The 21073-nt window shown below is 61.1% G+C and carries 21 protein-coding genes; 8 read left to right on the top strand and 13 right to left on the bottom strand.

What is annotated here, in order from left to right; translation table 11 throughout:
• The first annotated feature begins 66 nt into the window (after positions 1 to 66).
• A complete protein-coding gene (locus QQF73_RS01970) occupies positions 67 to 1041 on the top strand; it encodes an META domain-containing protein (protein ID WP_285367050.1) in 975 nt (324 codons plus the stop codon).
• On the opposite strand, the gene QQF73_RS01975 is transcribed toward QQF73_RS01970, so the two are convergent.
• The 4 genes from QQF73_RS01975 to QQF73_RS01990 all read right to left on the bottom strand — a co-directional run bounded on the left by QQF73_RS01975 (position 1017) and on the right by QQF73_RS01990 (position 5112).
• Positions 1017 to 1856, bottom strand: coding sequence for a substrate-binding periplasmic protein (locus QQF73_RS01975; RefSeq protein WP_219867099.1), 840 nt, complete (start codon positions 1854 to 1856; stop codon positions 1017 to 1019). The two genes, QQF73_RS01970 and QQF73_RS01975, sit on opposite strands and share 25 nt — an antisense overlap.
• 75 nt (positions 1857 to 1931) lie before the next feature.
• The gene (locus QQF73_RS01980) at positions 1932 to 2990 is read right to left on the bottom strand and encodes a quaternary amine ABC transporter ATP-binding protein (RefSeq protein ID WP_219867098.1); all 1059 of its coding nucleotides are present in this window, start codon (positions 2988 to 2990) and stop codon (positions 1932 to 1934) included.
• Positions 2991 to 3000: 10 nt separating this feature from the next.
• Positions 3001 to 4035: an ABC transporter permease gene (locus tag QQF73_RS01985; protein WP_219867097.1), complete on the bottom strand. Its 1035-nt coding sequence runs from the start codon at positions 4033 to 4035 to the stop codon at positions 3001 to 3003.
• Positions 4036 to 4140: 105 nt separating this feature from the next.
• The gene (locus QQF73_RS01990; protein ID WP_219867096.1) at positions 4141 to 5112 is read right to left on the bottom strand and encodes an ABC transporter substrate-binding protein; all 972 of its coding nucleotides are present in this window, start codon (positions 5110 to 5112) and stop codon (positions 4141 to 4143) included.
• A 301-nt stretch (positions 5113 to 5413) separates the two neighbouring features.
• On the opposite strand from QQF73_RS01990, the gene QQF73_RS01995 reads away from it, so the two are divergent.
• The 5 genes from QQF73_RS01995 to QQF73_RS02015 all read left to right on the top strand — a co-directional run bounded on the left by QQF73_RS01995 (position 5414) and on the right by QQF73_RS02015 (position 9326).
• Positions 5414 to 6514, top strand: a complete 1101-nt coding sequence (locus tag QQF73_RS01995; protein ID WP_219867095.1) for a M14 family zinc carboxypeptidase — start codon at positions 5414 to 5416, stop codon at positions 6512 to 6514.
• Between the two features lies 1 nt (position 6515).
• Complete coding sequence (locus QQF73_RS02000) at positions 6516 to 7250, top strand: alpha/beta fold hydrolase (RefSeq protein WP_219867094.1); 735 nt, start codon at positions 6516 to 6518, stop codon at positions 7248 to 7250.
• A gap of 97 nt (positions 7251 to 7347) precedes the next feature.
• Complete coding sequence (locus QQF73_RS02005) at positions 7348 to 7965, top strand: glutathione S-transferase family protein (RefSeq protein WP_219867093.1); 618 nt, start codon at positions 7348 to 7350, stop codon at positions 7963 to 7965.
• A gap of 36 nt (positions 7966 to 8001) precedes the next feature.
• The gene (locus QQF73_RS02010) at positions 8002 to 8667 is read left to right on the top strand and encodes a glutathione S-transferase family protein (RefSeq protein ID WP_219867092.1); all 666 of its coding nucleotides are present in this window, start codon (positions 8002 to 8004) and stop codon (positions 8665 to 8667) included.
• A 44-nt stretch (positions 8668 to 8711) separates the two neighbouring features.
• Positions 8712 to 9326 (top strand): DUF4202 domain-containing protein, encoded by a 615-nt coding sequence (locus QQF73_RS02015; protein WP_219867091.1) that lies wholly within the window; start codon positions 8712 to 8714, stop codon positions 9324 to 9326.
• A 28-nt stretch (positions 9327 to 9354) separates the two neighbouring features.
• Here the strand turns inward: QQF73_RS02015 and trpC are convergent, their stop codons facing one another.
• The 6 genes from trpC to rpe form a co-directional block, all read right to left on the bottom strand.
• Entirely contained in the window at positions 9355 to 10176 is an 822-nt protein-coding gene (trpC, locus tag QQF73_RS02020; protein ID WP_219867090.1) for an indole-3-glycerol phosphate synthase TrpC, read from the bottom strand.
• A 12-nt stretch (positions 10177 to 10188) separates the two neighbouring features.
• Positions 10189 to 11217 carry an anthranilate phosphoribosyltransferase gene (gene trpD, locus QQF73_RS02025; RefSeq protein ID WP_219867089.1) on the bottom strand — a complete coding sequence of 343 codons (1029 nt, stop codon included), beginning with the start codon at positions 11215 to 11217 and terminating at the stop codon, positions 10189 to 10191.
• Between the two features lie 32 nt (positions 11218 to 11249).
• Positions 11250 to 11828 carry an aminodeoxychorismate/anthranilate synthase component II gene (locus QQF73_RS02030; protein WP_219867088.1) on the bottom strand — a complete coding sequence of 193 codons (579 nt, stop codon included), beginning with the start codon at positions 11826 to 11828 and terminating at the stop codon, positions 11250 to 11252.
• Between the two features lie 15 nt (positions 11829 to 11843).
• Complete coding sequence (gene trpE / locus QQF73_RS02035; RefSeq protein ID WP_219867087.1) at positions 11844 to 13331, bottom strand: anthranilate synthase component I; 1488 nt, start codon at positions 13329 to 13331, stop codon at positions 11844 to 11846.
• Between the two features lie 236 nt (positions 13332 to 13567).
• Positions 13568 to 14257: a phosphoglycolate phosphatase gene (locus tag QQF73_RS02040; RefSeq protein ID WP_219867086.1), complete on the bottom strand. Its 690-nt coding sequence runs from the start codon at positions 14255 to 14257 to the stop codon at positions 13568 to 13570.
• On the bottom strand, positions 14254 to 14940 hold the full coding sequence (gene rpe, locus QQF73_RS02045) for a ribulose-phosphate 3-epimerase (RefSeq protein WP_219867085.1): 687 nt from the start codon (positions 14938 to 14940) through the stop codon (positions 14254 to 14256). Before rpe ends, QQF73_RS02040 begins: the two co-directional genes overlap by 4 nt.
• Positions 14941 to 15114: 174 nt before the next feature.
• Here rpe and QQF73_RS02050 point away from each other — a divergent pair, with 174 nt between their 5' ends.
• The gene (locus QQF73_RS02050) at positions 15115 to 15984 is read left to right on the top strand and encodes a DUF3530 family protein (RefSeq protein ID WP_285367060.1); all 870 of its coding nucleotides are present in this window, start codon (positions 15115 to 15117) and stop codon (positions 15982 to 15984) included.
• 9 nt (positions 15985 to 15993) lie between these two features.
• Here QQF73_RS02050 and QQF73_RS02055 read toward each other — a convergent pair whose 3' ends face one another.
• From QQF73_RS02055 to QQF73_RS02065, 3 genes are read right to left on the bottom strand one after another with little or no spacing between them, the layout of a single operon-like run.
• The gene (locus tag QQF73_RS02055; protein WP_219867083.1) at positions 15994 to 16755 is read right to left on the bottom strand and encodes a co-chaperone DjlA; all 762 of its coding nucleotides are present in this window, start codon (positions 16753 to 16755) and stop codon (positions 15994 to 15996) included.
• A gap of 4 nt (positions 16756 to 16759) precedes the next feature.
• Positions 16760 to 17440 (bottom strand): N-acetylmuramate alpha-1-phosphate uridylyltransferase MurU, encoded by a 681-nt coding sequence (murU, locus tag QQF73_RS02060; RefSeq protein ID WP_285367063.1) that lies wholly within the window; start codon positions 17438 to 17440, stop codon positions 16760 to 16762.
• Positions 17437 to 18483, bottom strand: a complete 1047-nt coding sequence (locus QQF73_RS02065; RefSeq protein WP_219867081.1) for an aminoglycoside phosphotransferase family protein — start codon at positions 18481 to 18483, stop codon at positions 17437 to 17439. The genes murU and QQF73_RS02065 overlap by 4 nt, the downstream gene beginning before the upstream one ends.
• 183 nt (positions 18484 to 18666) lie before the next feature.
• On the opposite strand from QQF73_RS02065, the gene QQF73_RS02070 reads away from it, so the two are divergent.
• Positions 18667 to 21039, top strand: a complete 2373-nt coding sequence (locus QQF73_RS02070) for an LPS-assembly protein LptD (protein WP_425607945.1) — start codon at positions 18667 to 18669, stop codon at positions 21037 to 21039.
• Positions 21040 to 21073: the final 34 nt, after the last annotated feature.

The raw sequence follows: 21073 nt of genomic DNA on the forward strand, positions 1-21073 counted from the left end.
GATGGCCTAAAGGACGCCGGGGTTTTACACTGTCGCCCTGGGTTTGAGTAACCAAGGAAACTGACCATGTCCCCCATGCGAATTCTGGCCGTGCCCGTTGCGGTTGCCGGCCTTGTGTTGTCTGCCTGTTCCACAACCCCGGGGCCGGAACGCCCGGCGGTTGGCAGCTATGCCTGTGGCCAACTCGATATCCAGGTCTCCGCCGACCCGGATAGCCGGCTGTTGAGCGTCGATTACTTGGATAAACGGCTGCAGCTCGAGCCCGCCGAGTCTGCCTCTGGCGCGTTATATCAGGCTCCGGGGGACGACAGCACCCGGTTCTGGAGCAAGGGCGAACGGGCCATGCTCACCATCAGTGGCCAGAACTATCCCGAATGCCTGAAGCCCGGAGCGCTGGAGCGGCCATTCATCGCCCTGGGCAACGAGCCTTTCTGGCGTGCCAAGGTGCAGGGCGGCATGCTGGAGGTGACCCGTCCCCACGAGCAAGACGCGACCATGAGCATCCTTGTGGACTTGAAAAGCGAAGACCGCGATGGTCGGAGATTTATCGGTGAAGACGACGGCGTACGGGCCACCCTGAAGGTGGCCACGCAGTTGTGTCAGGACACCATGTCCGGTGTCCAGTTTCCCTATCAGGCCCGACTGACGATCAACGGTGACGTTTTCGAGGGCTGTGGCGGCGATCCTCTGCGCCTGTTCCAGGGCGCAGAATGGGTGGTGGATGATCTGACGGGCAAGGGAATAATTGACCGTTCACGCATGTCCCTGCAGTTCCGGGAGGACAACCGGGTTTCCGGAAGGGCGTCCTGCAATCGCTTTACCGGCCGCTACGAGTTTACTGGCGAGGGCAGCCTGACGTTCAGCCAACTGGCGACCACACGTATGGCCTGTGCGCCGGCGCTGATGAATCAGGAAGACCGTTTTCTTGACGTGATGGGGCGGGTGTCCCGGGGCCGGATCGGGCAGCACGGAGAGCTGTTGTTGTCGACGCCGGAAGGAGAAACGATCAAGGCCTTTCAGTCTGACCACGACAGCCCATAGCGGGCCAGGATCTCCTGGAGTCGCCCGGACTGCCGAAGGTTGCGGACACCCTCGCTTAGCAGGGCGGCCAGGTCTGGCGACTCGGGATTGGCCGGGGAAAAGGCAATGTAGGCCCGCATCTCCTGAAGCTGTACGACCTGACGCAGGGCGGGCGGGTTCTCCATGTGTGCCAGGGTCCACTGCATCACCTGCAAGTCCTCGGGCAGCACATCGGTACGTTCCTGTCCCAGCAGTTCGATGGCCCGGTCCAGGGGGGACGGACCGGAAATGATCCACACTCGCTCAGGGTTACCTTTGTTGGTCTCGATGTAGCCGTCGAGTTCCGGTGAGTAGGAGTAGCCGTTGATGGCGATCAGTTTAAGCTGTTTCAGGGAATCGATGTTCTGGTAGGACCAGTCACTGTCGGCGTGGGCGAACAGGACCGTTCTGGCATGGCCGATGGCCTCATCTGGAAACACGAAACTCGGCGCATCGCTGACGAAAGCCCCAACAACAGCGTCGACATAACCCTCTTTGGCCTGGGCCAGTGCCCGGGCCCAGCTCATGTTGACGTACCTGACCTTGAGCCGCGCAGGCGCGAACGCCTCCCTTGCGATCTCGACCATGTAGCCTTCGCGTTCGGAACCGGCCTCGCAGTTGTGCGGGCACCACGGGTCCGCTGCAATGGTTATCGTACGCCACTGGTCGGATTTGTGACCTTCAGGAAAAACGGCGGCCTCGGAAAATTCGGTTTCCGGCACCACGGAGGGAGGGTCTTCCGACGGCGAACACGCCGCCAGAAAGACAAGGGAACTCAGGAGTAACGCTCTCAGCATGGTGGTATGGTCTGCCGTCAGTACGACTTAACCTGAATAATACGCCCTAGCTGGAGCTTTGTAACCAAAGAGGCCCTAGTTGGCCCTGTTGTCCCTTTCCGCCGAGGCCGCCGTCGGCACCAGTGCCCTGGTCAGATCCTTCATGGTCAGCGTGCCCACCTGCTCACCTTCCCGCACGACGCGGAAGGTCAGCGACGTGTCACCCTGGGACCGGGACAGTACCGTCTCGAGATTGTCCTTTTCGGAGATATCGCCGGCGTACTCGATATTGCCCTGTTCCGGTTCGGTCATGATCGAACGTACCCGAAGGACCCGGGCACGATTGATATCGCTTATGAAATCAATGATGTACGGATCGTTCGGGTTGAGCAGGATTTCCTGGGGGTCGCCCTGCTGGATTACCTCGCCGTCCTTGAGTATGACGAGGTGGTCGGCCAGCTTCAGGGCCTCGTCCAGATCGTGGGTAATGAAAACGATGGTTTTCTTAAGCTCTTCCTGCAACTCCAGCAGCAGGTCCTGCATGTCGGAGCGGATCAGCGGATCGAGCGCCGAGAAGGCTTCGTCCATCAGCATGACGGGGGAGTTGGACACCAGTGCGCGGGCAATGCCCACCCGCTGCTGCATGCCCCCGGACAGCTCGTGGGGGTACTGGTTTTCATTGCCTTCCAGTCCCACCCGGGCCAGCCATTTGCGGGCCTCGCCCTCGAAGTCAGAGGTGCTGTAGCCACGCACGTCCATGGTCATGCCCGCGTTCTCCAGCACTGTTTTGTGCGGCAGCAGGGCGAATTTCTGGAACACCATCGACATCCGCTCCCGACGAAGCTTGCGCAGGTCGGCTTCGTCGTAGCTGAGCACGTTTTCACCGTCGAACAGGATCTGGCCTGCCGTCGGCTCAATCAACCGGTTCAGGTGTCGGATCAGCGTGGATTTGCCAGAACCGGACAGTCCCATGATGACAGTGATCTCGCCATCGCGTATATCGACATTGATGTCGCGCAGGCCGAGTACGTGATTCTGCTTTTCCAGCAGTTCGGCCTTGCCCATGCCACGCTGGACGTATTCGAGTCCGACTTCTGGATTCGGGCCGAAGATCTTGTACAGATTCTTGATGGAAATCTTGATATCTCTTGCCACGTTTCTGTCCTCACTGCTTTTGGGCGGCATTGATGCGTGCCAGAGAAGCCTTGGTAACCCGGTCCAGGATAACGGCCAGGATGACGATGCCGAGACCGGCGACAAGACCAACGCCCAGTTCCAGATTTCGGATGCCCCTCAGAACGAGAACGCCAAGCCCCGGAGCCGAGACCAGCGAGGCAATGACGACCATGGCCAGGCTCATCATGATGGTCTGGTTGACGCCCGCCATGATGTTGGGCAGCGCCAGCGGAATCTGGACCTTGAACAGCTTCTGCTTGGGCGTCATCCCGAAAGCGTCGGCGGCCTCAATCACATCCTTGTCCACCAGCCGGATCCCTAGGTTGGTCAAGCGGATCACCGGGACGATCGCGTACAGGATGATGGCAATGCCATAGAGCTTGGACTCGGTCACGCTGAACAGGAAGATCAGCGGGATCAGGTACACGAACGGCGGCAGGGTCTGCAGCATGTCCAGGATGGGAATGGTCAGTCGCTGCATCATGTTGCTACGGGACATCGCTATGCCTATGGGAACCCCTAACAGGACACACAGGAAGGCACACACGAAGATGATGGCGAGGGTCTGCATGGCGTATTCGTAGTAATCAATGAACGCCAGCGTAACGAAACTGATGGCGACGAAAGACACCAGCTTCCAGGATTTGCTGACCACGAATACCACCGCCAACAGGATCGGAATTACGATCCACCAGGGGGTAGACAGCATGGCGTAAAGCGTGCTGTCCAGTGCCCAGCTCAAGGGCTGGGTAATCGGGTCAAGGACGACGCTGAGGCTGTCCTTGATCGAGAGAAAGCCTTCCTCAAGTCCCTTGGTCAGTTCCCGGGACTGGGGGAAGGCCGGGCATGCTTTGTTGAGAGCGTCCATCGAAGGGAACGGCAACTCCCAGATGGAGGTTTCGGTGGTCTCTTCGCCTTTTGTTTTCGACAGCAGCTGAGCCATGGACATCGGGGCGTCACTCTTGCCCCCGGAACACCAGTCATCCAGACCGAGTGATGAAAAAACAAAGTCGTAAGTAGCCATGATGTGTCAGGTTCCTGCGCGCATTTCCGCCAGGTGAACGGACGTTGGGTTTATGGAGGAGGTAAGCAGACGGGGCCACTGGGGCCCCGTCTCAACGGGAGCTGATTAGTTGCTCAGGATCGCCGCGAGTTTTTCACGCGCGGAATCGTTGAGCCAGTCTTTCCAGGTATTTGAGTTGTTGCTCAGGAAGTAGACGGCGGCCTCTTCTGCGGAGGCGTTGTTGTCGCTCTTCCAGGCCAGCACCTGGCTCATGACATCGGTTTCGAAGGTCATTTCGCTGAGCATCTCGGCTACTTCAGGCTCCTGATCCCGGAAGGCCGTGGTGACGGAGGTCAGCACGGGGGCGGCCGGGAAATCGGAGATCTTCGGATTGTCGTTGTCCTGATTCTGGTTGGCCGAGTGAGCGGCTTCATCGTATTCACCGAGATCCACGCGGGTCATGTCGAACTTGCCGAGTGGCACGGTTGGGCCCCAGTAGTAGCCGAACCAGGGCTCTTTGCTGCCGACTGCAGAGGCCATGGACGATGCCAGGGTTTCACCAGAGCCATGGTTGAAGACCTCAATACCGGACGCTTCCAGATCCAGGGCCTTGATCAGGTTGTCGTTAACGATCCGGCAGCCCCAGCCGTCCGGACAGTTATTGAACCGGGATTCCACCAGCTCCGGGTTGGCCATAATACCTTCGATGGTCTTCAGCTCGGGATGGGCTTCGACCAGATAGGTCGGAATCCACCAGCCTTCAACGCCGCCCGGGGTCAGAACCTTGCCCAGACGCTCGATCTTGCCTTCTTCTTCCAGGCGCGTGTAGGCCTCGCCGGCGGAATTCAACCACAGCTCGGTCACGATATCGGGTTCGCCGTTCTCGGCAACAGAGGTAACGGCTGGAACGGTGTCGGACGGCACGACGCTGACGTCACAGCCGTAGCCCTGTTCCATGATGAACTTGGCAACATTGGTCACAACAGAGGCGGACGCCCAGTTCATCTCGGTAATTGAGACTTCACCACATTCGTTCGCCTGGGCGAGCCCCGGCGCGACGGCAGCGCACAGTAAAATAGCGGAAGTAATCTTACGCATAGTCACTTCTCCTTTTCAGGTCGGTGATTCATTTGGTCGTTCGTGGGGGACAGATTCAAAACTACGAGGTCGCGACCATTACAGATCGGATTGGGATTGTTCTTTGTGGTATCGCTGGTATCAATCAAACCGTCGGATCTCGAACAACTGGCCTTTTTAGGATAAGGATCCTGAGAAGAGTTACAAGTCTGTTAGCTAAATGCGTCTATTTTGTCGGCGTATTTGCGGGGTGTCGGCCGGGACCTGTCAACCAACTGTAGCATTGAGGCAGTAGGCTCCAACCGTTTAAGAGGAGCACGCCATGACCGAATTGCGGACACTGACACCTCACGCTGCCATTCCGTCGGAGCAGGCCACTCGGGACGGACGTCAGCGCCGACTGCTGCGAACCTTCCTGCCGGAAATGGTCCAATTGGAACGTCTGCTGGCGGAGGCGCCGCGGACCGTCACCACCGATGTTGTTGAACGAATCTCCGTGGCAGAACTGTCCTTGCCGATCTATCGGGTGGACCTCGGCAGTGAGCGGCCCGACGCGCCCGCCATCCTGCTGGTCGGTGGCGTACATGGCCTCGAGCGGATTGGCAGTCAGGTGGTCATGGCGTGGCTGGCTTCGGTGCTGGCGCGATTGCGCTGGGACGAGCGGTTTCGGCAGTTGCTCCAGACTGTTCGGCTTACCATTCTGCCCATCCTCAATCCCGGTGGGATGTTCCTGAACCAGCGCAGCAATCCCAATGGCGTCGACCTGATGCGCAATGCGCCAATTGTCGCCCAGGAACGCAGTGCCTTCATGCTGGGCGGTCAGCGGATTTCGAGTAAGCTCCCCTGGTACATCGGTGATCCGGAGCAGGGTATGGAGCCGGAGAACCGGGCGCTGGAAGCGGTCATCAGCAAACTGATCCCGGGACGCCCGTTCAGCGTCGCCCTGGACTGCCATTCCGGTTTCGGCTGGAAGGACCAGATCTGGTTTCCCTACGCCTACCGGCGCCGCCCCATGCGCCGCATTGCGTCGGTCATGGCGTTGAAACTGATCTGGGAGCAGACCTACCCCAACCACGATTATCGGTTCGAGCCCCAGTCCCGTCATTACCTGACCCACGGCGATCTCTGGGACTATTTCTACAAACAGGTCAACCGTAACAGCGCGGGTGTTTTCCTGCCCCTGACCCTGGAAATGGGGTCCTGGCGCTGGATTCGAAAGCGGCCTCGGCAGTTGCTCAGGCTGGACGGTTTCTTCAATCCCCTCGTGCCCCACCGACACAAGCGGGTCTTGCGCAGCCATCTAACCTGGATGGACTTTCTGCTGAGCGCGGCAGCCAGCCACGAAAGCTGGTTGCCGGCCCGGGAAGAGGAGTCCATGCTTAGAGAGGCAGCCATCATGCACTGGTATCGGGATTCTCAATAACATGGACTGGATTCTGTTGCGGGGTTTGACCCGGGAACAGGGCCACTGGGGTGACTTTCCCCGGCGCCTGCAAGCGGCGTTTCCGGATCAGCGTTTCCATGCCGTGGACCTACCCGGCACCGGTGTGCATTTTCGCGAATCCAGCCCGGACACCATCACCGGTATTCGGGAAGCGGTGCGTCGACAGGTTCGTCATATTCCCAAGCCCTTCAGCATCCTGGCCCTCTCCATGGGGGGAATGGTGGCACTGGACTGGGCACAACATGCACCGGAGGGGGAAATCCAGAACCTGGTGCTGATCAATACCAGTTCAGGCTTCAGCCCGTTCTGGCATCGCCTGCGTCCCGGGATTTGGCCGCGCCTGCTGCGTCTGCTTACCCGGCGGGAGCTGTTCTACCGGGAGCGCGATCTCCTGCGGTTGACCTCCAACCGGCAGGTGCCTCTGGAACTGGTCAAGCAGTGGTACCGGATACAGCGACAGCGACCGGTCAGCACCCGAAATGCGATCCGACAACTGACTGCCGCTGCCAGCTATCGCCCGGGTCGAAAGCGCCCGCTGCCGGATGCCCTGCTATTGGCCAGTCTCGGCGACCGACTGGTCCACTGGAAGTGCAGTTCGGTGCTTGAGCAACGCTGGCAGTGGACCCTGAGGGTGCACCATGACGCCGGTCATGACCTGGTCATCGACGAGCCCGATTGGATTCTGCGGCAGCTGGAGGCGTGGCTGGTCCGTTAACGTTGGTTGCTTGACGCAACTCTTTGTTCGGGGCAGGCTCTCGGTTTGTCTTTCAGTTGTATAAACCTGTCACCTGTTCGGAACGGAGCCAACAATAATGAAGATCTTCGAGACCAAAACCGCCCCCAATCCCCGCCGGGTCCGCATGTTCATGGCCGAAAAAGGGCTGCTGGATCAGGCCGAATTCGTCCAGATCGATCTTGAGAAGGGCGAGAACCTGACGCCGGAATACACCGCCCGAAACCCGATGAGGAAGGTGCCGGTGATGGAGCTGGACGACGGTACCTGCATTGCCGAAACCATGGCCATCTGCCGCTACTTCGAGGAAAGCTACCCGGACACCCCGAGCCTGCTCGGTGAGACGCCCCTGGAAAAGGCCCAGCTGGAACAGTGGCTACGCTGGATCGAGCTGTTCTTCTTCATGCCCACCGGCATGTGTTTCCAGCACACCAGCGGCTACTTCAAGGACCGGATGAATCCGATCAAGGAGTGGGGTGAGGAGTGCGGCCAGCAGGTTGAGAAGTTTATGGACTTTCTCGACAAGCACCTGGAGGGCAAGGAGTATATCTGCTGCGACCGCTTCACTGCCGCGGATATCAACGCCTTCACCACGGTTGCCTTTGCCCGGGTCGTGAACATCCGGATCAAGCCGGAGCAGACCAATCTGCAGGCCTGGTATGATCGCATCAAGGCCCGCCCCTCGGCCCAGGTTTAACAAAATACCGTTGCCCATTACCGGCAGGAGAATGCCTTGATAGATCTCTATACCGCACCAACCCCGAACGGCCATAAGGTTTCTGTGTTGCTCGAAGAGCTGGGGGTCGAGTACAACCTGATCCCCGTCGATCTGTCCAAGGGAGAGCAGAAAACGCCGGAGTTTCTGGCGATGAATCCCAACGGCCGGATTCCGGTGATCGTGGACCGGGACAACGACGATTTTGTCGTGTTCGAGTCCGGCGCCATCATGATCTACCTGGCCGAAAAGTATGACCGGTTTTACCCCCGTGACCCCAAGGTTCGGTCCCGGGCCCTGCAGTGGCTGATGTTCCAGATGGGGGGCGTGGGGCCGATGATGGGGCAGGCCAACGTGTTCTACCGGTATTTCCCGGAAAAAATCCAGCCGGCCATCGACCGTTACCAGCACGAGTGCCGCCGGCTGTTCGAGGTTCTGGACCGTCGCCTGGCGGAGTCACGTTATTTGGCCGGCGACGAGATCACCATTGCCGATTTCGCCAACTGGGCGTGGGTGCGTACCTACAATTGGTCGGGGGTGTCCGTGGACGGCCTGGATCACCTGAAGCGCTGGGTCGATGAGCTTTATGAGCGCCCAGGCTGCGCGGCCGGCATTCGGAAACCGGAGCGGCCGGACAATACCGACGATTTGGTCAAAAGTGCCCAGACCATGGTGACCCGGTAAGGCCGGTGGTACCCTGAGCCCTCTTTGACTGACAGGAGTTAGGCATGACCGCCTCAGCACCATTGACCTGTGCACTGGAGACTATTGATCGCGCCAATCGCGCCGATCCGAACCGGGAAACCGTCGATGGCGAATCACTGCCGAGGGAGTTTGCCTACAGTCTGCACATGACCCGCTGGCTGTTTGCACTTGAGGCGGCCCCCTCCGAACGGATGCAGATTGCCTGCCGGGCCCAGCACATTGAACGCTGGACCATGCCCCGGAGTGGCTATCCGGAAGGCCGGAAAGCCTATTACCAGTGGCGCCAGGCCTGCGGGCGGATGCACGGGCAGCGGGCGGCCGAGATCATGGCCGGGTGCGGCTACGATCCGTCCGAGTGCGAGAAGGTGGAAACCATCCTCACCAAGCGCGAGCTGCGCCACGATGCCGACACCCAGCTGCTCGAGGATGTTGCCTGCATGGTTTTCCTGGAGCGGTATTTCGCGGAGTTCTTCGAGCAGAAAGCGGATTACGATCGCGAGAAATGGCTGAGAATCGTACGTCGGACCTGGGGCAAGATGTCACCACGGGCCCACGAAGCTGCGCTCAAGCTGGCGGAGGGCATGCCGGCGCACTTGCTGGAATTGCTGCAGGAGGCCCTGGCGGAACCGGAGAGTTGATTGGAGCATGCAAGTCAGCTTGAGAGAGTTAGTCCCCGGGGAAGAACAGCTCCTGTAACTTCTGGCCGGGCTCATCGGCGCGCATGAACGACTCGCCCACCAGGAAGCCGTAAATGCCCCGGGACGTCATGGTATCCACGTCACTCCGGGTCATGATGCCGCTTTCGGTGACCGTCAGTCGGCCTGTCCCGATACGCTGATGCAGGTCGAACGTGGTGTCGAGTGACACGTCGAAGGTGTGCAGATTGCGGTTGTTGATGCCGACCAGAGGGGTCGTCAGGGTCAGCGCGTCGTCCATCTCCTCGCCGTTATGCACCTCCACCAGGACATCCAGCCCGATCTCGTGGGCGATGCCCTCCATTTCCTGCATCTGGTCTTTGGTCAGGCAGGCGGCGATCAGCAGAATGCAGTCGGCGCCGATGGCCCGGCTCTCATAGACCTGATACGGGTCGACCATGAAATCCTTGCGAATAACCGGCAGGCTGCAGGCGTTTCGGGCGGCGATGAGGTAGGTTTCGCTGCCCTGGAAAAAGTCCCTGTCGGTCAGCACGCTCAGGCAGGCGGCCCCACCTTTTGCGTAACTCTCGGCGATGATGGCCGGCTCGAACGGATCCCGGAGAATGCCCTTGCTCGGGGACGCTTTCTTGATTTCGGCAATGACCGCCGGTTGCTGCCGTTCGATGCGCTGGCGCATGGCGGCGGCAAACCCTCGGGCCGGTGGCTGGTCGCCAGCCCTGGCCTTGAGTTCGGCCAGCGGTGCGCCGGGCCGGCGTTCGGCAATTTCTTCCCATTTCCGTTCAACAATCTTGCGCAGGATGGTGGGAGTTCGGTCGTTGTGTCGGTCAGTCATTGTCGGTGTCGCTCAGAAGCACTGGGAAAAGTCGGCCAGCTCGGACATCTTGCCGGCTGCCAGACCGGAGCCGATGGCGTCCAGGGCCAGTTCGACGCCGGCTTTCGGCGTGTCCGCCAGCCCGGCCACGTAGATGGCCGCTCCTGCATTCAGGGCGATCAGGTCGCGGGCCTTTTCCGCCATCTCGTCGTGGCCACGGCCGAAGGCGGCGCGGATCAGCTTCAGGGAATCCTCTGAGGATTCCACGGCCAGGCCGACGAGGGACTGGCTCTTCACGCCCAGATCCTCGGGTGTGATGTCGTATTCGGTGATCTCGCCATTCTTCAGTTCCGCGACATGGGTGGCGCTGGCGAGGCTGATCTCATCCAGGCCATCCTTCGAGCAGACCACCATGATGTGCTCGGAACCCAGGCGTTGGAGGACTTCCGCCACGGGGCGGCATAGCTCCCGGGTGAATACGCCCAGCAACTGACGCTTGACGCCGGCCGGGTTGGTCATTGGCCCGAGGATGTTGAAGATGGTGCGGCAACCGAGCTCCTTGCGCGGACCGATGGCATGCTTCATCGCGCCGTGATGGGCCGGGGCGAACATGAAACCGACACCGATCTGCTCGATGCAGCGGGCAACTTGCTCCGGTGTCATGTTGAGGTTGATGCCGGCCTTCTCGATCAGGTCGGCGCTGCCGCTCTTGGAGGACACGCCGCGGTTGCCATGCTTGGCCACGTAGCCACCCGCCGCGGCAACCACAAAAGCGGAAGCAGAGGACACGTTAAACAGGTTGGCGCCGTCGCCACCGGTGCCAACAATGTCCACCAGCGGCTCGGCCTTGACCGTCACGCCGGTGGCCAGCTCGCGCATGACCTCGGTGGCCCCGGTGATCTCGTCGATGGTTTCACTCTTGAGTCGCAGACCCATGAGGAAAGCCCCGATCTGCGCGTCGGTGGCCTCGCCATTCATCACGATGCGCATGACCTGTTTCATCTCTTCCCGGGACAGGTCCAGGTTGGAGGCAATCCGGTTCAGAGCTTCTTTCATGTCCATGTTATGCGGCCTCTCGATTGTTATTGGCTGATTCAGCTTCGCAGGAAGTTGCGCAGCAGTTCGTGCCCCTGTTCGGTCATAATAGACTCGGGATGGAACTGCACACCTTCGATGGGCAGGGTCTTGTGGCGAACCCCCATGATTTCTTCCACCGAACCGTCGTCGTTGCGGGTCCAGGCAGTGACTTCCAGGCACTCCGGCAGGGTGGTCTGGTCAATGACCAGGCTGTGGTAGCGGGTGGCCTGGAGTGGATTGTTCAGGCCCCGGAAAACACCCGTATCCCGATGGTAAACCGGAGACACCTTGCCGTGCATCACGCGCCCGGCGCGGATCACGTCGCCGCCGTAGACCTGACCGATGGCCTGATGGCCCAGGCAGATGCCAAGGATCGGCAGTTTGCCGGCAAAGTGTCGAATGGCCGCCATGGAAATGCCCGCCTCGTTGGGCGTGCACGGGCCCGGTGATATCACCAGCCGTTCCGGCTTCAGGGCCTCGATTTCTTCCACGGTGATCTCGTCGTTCCGATAGACCTGGACGTCGGCACCCAGTTCTGCCAGATACTGCACCACGTTGTAGGTGAAGGAATCGTAGTTATCGATCATCAGCAACATAATCTTTCCTCCGCCTCAGTGGTCGAAATCGTTGTAGGTCATGGCCACCGCGCGAAAGATTGCGCGACCCTTGTTCATGGTTTCCTTCCACTCGAGGCGGGGCACCGAATCCGCCACCACACCGGCGCCAGCCTGGATGTGCAGCGTCTTGTCCTTGATCACCGCGGTCCGGATGGCGATCGCCGTGTCCATGTTGCCGTTGAAGGAGAGGTAGCCGACCGCGCCGCCATAGACGCCGCGTTTGACCGGCTCCAGCTCGTCAATGATTTCCATGGCGCGGATCTTGGGCGCGCCGCTGAGGGTGCCGGCGGGCAGAGTGGCGCGAAGCACGTCCAGGCAACTGGTGTCGGGGTTCAGGCGCCCGGTGACGTTGGAGACGATGTGCATCACGTGGGAATAGCGCTCCACGATCATCTTGTCTGTCAGCCGGACGGTGCCGGTTTCCGAGACCCGGCCGGCATCGTTGCGGCCAAGGTCGATCAGCATGAGGTGCTCGGCGATTTCCTTCGGATCGGCCAGCAGCTCGGTTTCCAGGGCCTTGTCCTCGGCATCGGTGGCGCCCCGCTTGCGGGTACCGGCAATCGGACGCACGGTTACTTCCTGGTCTTCCACCCGGGCCAGGATTTCCGGCGAGGAGCCGACGATGTGGAATTCGTCCAGATCCAGGAAATACATGTAGGGCGAGGGGTTGAGCACTCGCAGTGACCGGTACAGGTTCAGCGGCGGCGCCTCGAAGGGGATCGACATGCGCTGGGAGATAACGGTCTGCATGACGTCGCCGTCCAGCACGTATTCCTTGATCTTGCCGACCGCGGCCTCGAACTTGTCCTGGCTGAAGCCGGAAACAAAATCGCTTTCGTCCACAGCCTTGCCACGGAGGTGCTCGGGGGTACGAGGCGCGTCGGCCGTCTTCCGGTGCAGTTGATTTTCCAGCTCATCAATCCGGGCCTGGGCGTTGTCGTATGCGCCCTCGTCCGCTGGATCCACGTGCACGATCAGGTGCAGCTTGCCCCGGAGGTTGTCGAAGACGACGATCTCGTCCGAGACCATCAGCAGAATGTCCGGTGTGCCAATCTTGTCGGGCGGGCAGCTCTCACGCAGGCGCTTCTCGATGTAGCGCACGGTGTCGTAGCCGAAGTAGCCCACAAGGCCGCCGTTGAATCGTGGCAACTCTTCCAGGTCCGGCGCGTTGAACCGGGCCTGATACTGCTCCACGAATGCCAGCGGGTCGTCGACCTCGGTCGTTTCCACCAGTTTGCCGCCGCGGCTCACCTCGACCCGGTGATCGAAGACTTTCATTACTTCATGGCTGGGCAGGCCGATGATGGAGTAGCGTCCCCATTTCTCGCCGCCCTGGACGGACTCGAAGAGGTAGGAATAGGGACCGCTGGCCAGTTTCAGATAGGTACTCAGAGGTGTGTCCAGATCCGCGAGTACCTCGCGGTAGACGGGAATACGGTTAAAGCCGGCTTGGGCGAGCTCGGAGAATTGCTCGGGTGTCATGTTTCGTTCCTGAAGTCTGATCTGCTTTCGGGTGGCACGGATTCACAACCGGGCCAGCCAGATGGGTGCGGCCGGGCGGTTAAACGCCAGTCAGCCGCCGGGCCTTTTCAGCCGGTGCGCCATCGCCACCATCGTGTCGCGCGGGTGCTGAGGACGCCCCGCGTTGCAGTCAGATTCAGTCCCTGCACGGCAGGAATCTCCCGAATTGGAATGATCAACGTAACGTCCTTGTGAGATTACAAAAGCTCGTCCAGTGAATCAACAACCGCGTCGGCGCCGAGGGCATCAACCGGCCGGCCAAAATTGTACCCGTAACGGACCGCCACGCAGGGCATGCCGGCTGCCAGAGCCGCATCGATGTCGGCGGCGGAGTCGCCGACCATTACCGTCGTGCCCCGGGTGCCGCCAAGGGCTTCCATGGCATGCAGCAACGGTGTGGGGTTGGGTTTCTTAACACTCAGGGTGTCCCCGCCGATGCTGATGTCGAACCAGTGTCCCAGCCCCATCTGCTTCAGCAGCGGTTCGACAAACTGCTCCGGTTTGTTGGTCACCACGCCGAGCTTGCAGCCGTGTTGCTTCAGGTGCCGAAGGCAGGCTTCTACCCCTGAGTACACCACCGAGTGCCGGCCATTGATCTGACCGTAGGCGTGATAAAAAATTGCCAGGGCGTCCTTGAACAGGACGTCGTCTTTCGGTCGAACCGGTTCCCAGTCGCTCTGGCCAGCCAACGCACGACGCACCAGGATGCTGGCGCCGTTGCCCACCCAGTCACGGACGCGGTCAAGGCCCGCCGGTGACCGTCCAAGGTGTTCCAGCATCTGGTCCACGGCGGCTGCGAGGTCCGGGGCGCTGTCGACCAGAGTGCCGTCCAGGTCAAACAGGGCAACACCGGGCCAGCGGGGGCTGAACAGTCCCGTCAGACTCATTGGCCAAGCACCTTGCGCGCCTGCTCAAGTTCTTCGCGCATGGCATCGATGGTGGTCTTGTAATCGTCGGTATTGAAAATGGCGGAGCCGGCGACAAACGTATCTGCGCCCGCCTCGGCAATCTCCCGGATGTTTTCGGTTTTCACGCCACCGTCGATTTCCAGGCGAATGTTGAAGTTGCTGGCGTCGATGCGCCTGCGGGCCTCCCGCAGCTTGTCCAGGGTGCCCGGAATGAACTTCTGACCACCGAAGCCCGGGTTGACCGACATCATCAGCACCATGTCGAGCTTGTCCATGACATGGTCCATGTAGTGCAGCGGGGTGGCCGGGTTGAAGACCAGTCCGGCCTTGCAGCCGCCGTCGCGGATCAGTTGCAGGGAGCGGTCGATGTGATTGCTGGCTTCGGGGTGGAAGGTAATGTAGCTGGCTCCGGCATCGATGAACATGCGGATCAGGTCGTCCACCGGCGACACCATCAGGTGGACATCAATCGGCGCGGTCACGCCGTGCTTGCGCAGGGCTTCACAGACCATCGGGCCAATGGTCAGGTTCGGCACGTAGTGATTGTCCATCACGTCGAAATGAACAACGTCCGCACCGGCGGCCAGTACATTATCGACTTCTTCCCCCAGGCGGGCAAAGTCGGCCGACAGGATGGATGGGGCAATCAGGTATGGGTTCATGATGGCTCTCTCAATTACTTTGCGCGCAAAAACGCTGATAATGGCGTGGCCTGCGGTCCCTGCCGCCCGTGAAAAACGAGTGCTAGTCTAACAGTTCGGAACGTTTTTTTCGCAGTCAAAGAGTCAGGATCTGTGCTTAGAATCGGTAGTGGTGTCCTAAAACAGTTGCTTTCTATGCTCCCGATCGTGCTGTGGCTCGCGGGTACCCTGGTCATGGCCGACGAGGATTCGCCAGCGGCGCCTGCCCCGGACCGGTCCGGGTTCACCACCGGGCTGGGCGAAATGGAGCTGAGCCAGAGCTTTCCGGGTGCAGCGATCTGGCTCGAGCTGGAGGACGGTGATCGGGCGCTGGGCTTGTTCTATCCGGAGCGGGAGCCGCCGGCCGAGGGTGCGCTGGTCCTTCTGGCCGATGTGGGGGGCAATGCCGCTTCCGGGCTCGTCGGCGGGTTGCGTGCGCAACTCATCAAGCGCGGTTGGGCGGTGTTGGCCGTTGGGCTGCCGGCGCCCTCCCCGAAGCTGCAACAAGCGATGGAAGCGAGTCCCGACGACGGAGAACCGGCGTCAGACGATGACGGCGACGTGTCAGCGGTGATGATTGACGTGATGGCGTCTCCGGACGGGGAGTCGCCGGAGCAGAGGTACCGACGCCGCGTGCAGCAGAGCCTGGAAGCCGCGGTCGACATCCTGGCGAGCCGGGGCTATGACCGGCCAGTTCTGCTGGGGGTTGGTCGTGCCAGCGGTCACCTGGTGGCCGTACAGCAGTCACTGCCGAATCCCGGGCGGATGATCTGGGTGGCGCCGGCGTTCTACCCCCGGGATGCGGCTACGCTCACGGAGGATCTGGCGGTCGGTGGCCCGGGTATTCTGGAACTCTATGCTTCGCGTCGTGGTTCCGATGATGAGGTCCCGCGGCGCTGGACGGACCTGCGCCGGGCTGGCGTCGGTGCCTATGAGCGCCAACCCGTCAGCCTGCAGCAGCCACCGTCGGCGCAGGATGCGCCGGCCGTCGCAGGTCGGATCGATGCCTGGCTCAGATCCCGGTAGCTGCCGGGCTCACCGCGGGGGCCTGTGGCGCCGCTTGACCAGCTCCCACGCCTGCTGATAGCTCAACAGGCGTTCCTTGGCCAGAGCCTCCTCCTCGGTGCTGACCTGTTGCTGGGCCAGCTTGTCCGGGTGGCAGCCGGAAACTCTTTTCTTGTATGCCCGCTTGATGATGTCCAGGGAATCCCGGCGGGTCACCCCAAGCAGTTCGCAGGCCTGCTCGTAACTGACCGGTCTGGCCAGGTTCTCGGCGTGACGGATCCAGACCTTGCTGGCGTAGCTGTCAAAAATGTCATCGCTGATGATGACCGGAAGTCCGATCTGGTCGATTGCATCTTCGCAGCGGTAGCGGCGAGGCTTGGTCGGGCGCCCTTTCAATTGCGTGGCATGGCACAGGCAGATCGCCACCGTCAGGGCTGGCCCCGGCCAGATCCGATGGGTGAGGCGCAGCGACAGGCCCTTTAACGAGGGTAGCTGTTCCGCGGACTTTCCCTGCTGGAACCAGTTGATGGCTCGGCGGCGTTGTCGTTGGGAAAGTTTGAGCGCCTTGATCAGCGCCTCGGCGTAGCGGATGTCAGCTTCACTGACCCGGCCCTCGGCCTTGGCGATGTACCCGAGGAAGAAGAACAGCGGCGCGCGGCACCAGTTGGGAAGCTGGGCCCGGTCCAGCAGTGTCGCGGTCTGGTGTCCGCAGGCGGACAGCTCGTGAAGCAGGCTGGCGAACTCTGCCTCAACCCGGCTGGGTAGCGCCGGCTGTCGCGTGCTTTCGGCCATGGCGTCAGAGCTCCCTGCCCAGCAGTGTCTGGTCCAGTTCCCGAAGCCGGTCCGGGGTGCCAACATCAACCCACTTCCCGGGGTGCTCAACGCCCCGGACCCGTCCCTGACGCATCGCCTGGCGCAATACCGGGCCGAGCTTTCCGGACTGATCGTCCAGCCCCTGGAACAGGCGGCGATGCAGCAGGCTGATGCCGGTGAAGGTTAGCTTGTTGGCTCCGTCTTCCGTCACGGTGCCATCGGCCTGCAGATGGAAGTCGCCGTGCGGATGGTGAGGCGGATTGCGGGTCAGTACCAGCAGGGCATCTGCCTGTGCCGGTGGCGTCAGGCCGGACAGGTCGAAATCACTCCAGATATCGCCGTTGATGACGAGGAACCAGTCGGAGCCGTTCTCGGTCAGCATCGGCAGCGCGCGGACAATTCCGCCCGCGGTTTCCAGGGGCTCGCCTTCCCGGGAATAGATCAGCGATAGGCCAAAACGGTCGCCTGAGCCGAGAGTGGCCTCAATCTGCTCGCCCAGCCAGGCGTGGTTGATCACCACCGAGCGAAATCCGGCCCGGCGCAGGTGGTCGAGATGATGCTCGATCAGGGGCTTGCCGCCAGCTTCCAGCAGTGGCTTGGGCGTGGTCAGGGTCAGAGGCCGCATGCGTTCGCCCTTGCCGGCGGCCAGGATCATCGCCTTCACTGGGATTTTCGCTCCTGCCCCGGCGCAGTCCCGATCCGACTTTCAATTTCCGGCATGACCACGTCAGCCAGCCACTCGTGGAAACAGCGTAGGGCCGGCTGTCGGGCGCTGGCCGTGATGAGGTAGTTGACCGTTCGGGGAATGTCGTCCAGATAGCCGTGTTTGCCATCCCGAATGGCGAGCCGGGCGAAAATGCCCGCTGCCTTCAGGTGCCGCTGCATGCCCATCAGCTCAAACCACTGGCGAAAGGTTTCCCGGTCCGCCCGGTGCAGGCCGGCCGCGGCGCTGCGTTCACGGAAGAATTCGAGCCAGTCGCAGAGTGTCTGTTCCGGCCAGCTGATGTAACAGTCCTTCAGCAGCGATACCGCATCGTAGGTGACCGGCCCGGAGACCGCATCCTGAAAGTCGATCACGCCGGGGCGGTTGGTGCCCGGACGCACCAGCAGATTTCGGGAGTGATAGTCCCGATGCACGGTCACTTCCGGTTGCGCCAGGGCGCTTTCCCTGAGGAAGGCGAAGGTCGTCTCCAGCAAGGCGCGTTCACTGTTACCCAGTGCCATGCCAAGGTGTTGTTCCAGCAACCAGTCCGGAAACAGCGCCATTTCCCGGTCCAGCAGGGCTGCGTCGTAGGCCGGTAGCTGATAGTCCTCCGGTGCTGCCAGCTGCTGGATGCCGACCAGTTCGGTCAATGCGCCCCGATAGAGCGAATCCGCCGTGGTGTCATTGAGTTGCCCCAACATCAGGTTGTCACCGAAATCTTCCAGCAACAGGAAACCCTGTTCCAGATCGGCTTGCAGGATGTCGGGAACGTTAATGCCGTGGCGGTGCCAGTGACGGGCAATGGCCAGGAAGGGTACGCAGTCCTCGTGTTCGGGCGGCGCATCCATCACGATCAGCGGGGTCGGCGGGCCGGCGTCGCTGGTCTGCCAAACCCGGAAATACCGGCGAAAGCTGGCATCGCCGGAGACCGGCTCGGCCACGGCCTGTTCCAGGCCGGTGAACTGTCTGACCCAGTTGGTCAGCAACTGCAGACGGGGATCCATGGTACGGACGGCTATCCTGAAAAAATGGGTGATCGCTGACAGCGAAAGTTAGCAGAGGAGTATAAAGAGGGTAAAACGGTTTTGCAGTGGAGTTTCCGTTAACAACCCTCAAGGGCACGTGTAAACTAGGCGCCTGTTATCCACCCCGGTCCAACCATTCACCAGCAACAGGAACCTGTCACTGTGCCGATTTCCGATTGCCATCTGCAGATGCCTGCGTTCCGGATAGGCGGGTGTGCGGTGGCCGTGTTCATCGGATTGGCTTCGGCTCAGGCGAGCGCCGAGTCGGTTCCGACGGCAGCGGAGATTGATTGGCGGCCGAGGGCGCAGTTGCCGGAATCGGCGCGCGCGCAGTTGCCGGTGTTCTGTGAGGGCGGCTATCTGCCATCCGGCTCTGGCCAGGGTGTTGGCAGTGTGGTCAGCGGTGGTGACGGGCAGCAGGCGCCAGTGGAGGCCAGCGGCCTGAATGCCCGCTACGAGATTGACCGCGTCCTGTACCTTGAGGGCCAAGTTCGGGTCAGGCAGGGCGCGTTCGAGGTAAGCGGTTCCGAGGCGCGCTACAACCAGGCCGAAAGCCGGGTGTCGGTACAGGGACCACTGGTCAGCCGGGGGAAAGGCTTCCTGCTGACGGGCGAGAATGCCCAGTACAATGTTGACTCCGGGCGCTTTGACATCAACACCGCGACTTTCCTGATTCATGGCCCGGAAATGCGGGGCAATGCCGGCAGCCTGACCCGGTTGGCGGACAATCAGGTGGAGATCCGCGACGGCATGTTAACCACTTGTGGCCCCGGGCAGAATGACTGGGCGATTGTGGCTTCAGACATTCACCTGGATCAGGCCGAGGGATTTGGCACCGCCAAGCACGTGCGCCTTGAGGTCCTTGATGTGCCGGTTTTTTACTGGCCGTGGGCAAGCTTCCCGATCGACGACCAGCGCAAGACAGGTTTTCTCTACCCGCAGTTCGGTTCCTCGAGTGCCGGCAGCGGTGCCTTTGTCTCGGTGCCCTACTACCTGAACCTGGCGCCTCACTACGATGCCACGCTGACGCCCCAGTACATCCATGGCCGGGGCCTGTTCAACGAGGTGGAGGGGCGTTACCTCAGCCCGCTGGGTCAGACCGTCCTTCAGGTGGGGTACATCGGCGATGACTCCGCCTACAAGGAGGAAAATCCGGGTGAAAGCGGCGAGCGTTGGGCTCTGGACGCCTCCACGCTGGCCCGGTTCGGTGGCGGTTGGACCGGCTACGGTGACTACTCCGTGGTCAGTGACGAGGATTACCTGAGCGACCTGAACCGCAGCCTGGAGATTAACCAGGCGACCCACCTGCAGCGCCGCGGTGGTTTCCGTTACCGGGATCGCCATCAGTATTTCGAGACCTACCTCAACGATTACCAGACGATCAGCGATCGCATTGCCGACGTCAATAAACCCTACGCCCAGCTTCCGGAAGTTCTGTATGGCACCACCCGTCAGCACGGCTGGCTGGAAACCGGCCTGGAAAGTCAGTACACCGTGTTTTACCGGGATAACGACAACCTGACCGGACTGGATCGGGCCAATGGCCAGCGACTGCGGGCGATACCGGAGCTGGCGGTACCGATGCGAACACTCTGGGGGTTCAGCCGGCCGTCGGTCAGTGTGGATTACACCCGTTACGAGCTGGATGACTACACCCTGGGTAACGGCAGCTTCGACCGGACCGTGCCTGTGGCCGAGTGGGACAACGGGTTGTATTTCGATCGTCAGTCCAGTCTCTTTGATGTGCCTTACAACCAGACGCTCGAGCCGAGGCTCTATTATGCCTGGGCTGACGCCGATGCGGATCAGAACGACATTCCGGATTTCGATACCGACATCCAGACCTTCCGTTTTGACCAGCTGTTCCAGCCCGACCGATTCACCGGCGGTGACCGGGTGGGCGATGCCAACCAGTTGACCGTGGCTCTGACCAGCCGTTTTAATGACCTGCTCACCGGGGCGGAGCGGGCCCGGTTCAGTATCGGCCAGGTCCAGTACTTCCAGGATCGGGAGGTCACCCTGTTTGGCACCGGGGCAGGGACCCGGAGTCGTTCGCCGCTGGCCGGAGAGGTGGTCCTGAATCCCCTCGACTCGTTGGAAATCCGCTCCTCCGGGCTCTGGGATCCCGAGTCGGGGGAAACTGAGGAGGGCCGCAGTCAGTTGGTGTTTCACTCCGAGGACTATCGGTACCTCGCCAGCCTTGGCCATACTTACAGCAAGGATGAAATCGAACAGTCGGATGTCGCTGCAGTTTTCCCGGTCAGTGATCGTGTTAGCCTGATCGGTCGCTGGGTTTATGATTCCCGGCTGGATCGAACGGTGGGATCACTGGCGGGCCTGGAGTACAACAACTGTTGCTGGAGCGTCCAGGCCGTGCATCAGAATTACCTGACCGATGACCGCGAGCTTGAGAGTCGGATATTGTTCCAGGTTCAGCTCAAGGGGCTGGGCGGAAGTGGTGGCTCATCCACCCGGATCGCCGAGGCCATTTACGGATTTGATGAGCGGGAACGTCGCCGGTTCGGAACTCCCTGAGCCAGATGATGACTAAGCCCGGATATCGTGCCCG

It is taken from the genome of Marinobacter albus (assembly GCF_030238305.1).
In the GTDB taxonomy this organism is placed as follows: domain Bacteria; phylum Pseudomonadota; class Gammaproteobacteria; order Pseudomonadales; family Oleiphilaceae; genus Marinobacter; species Marinobacter albus.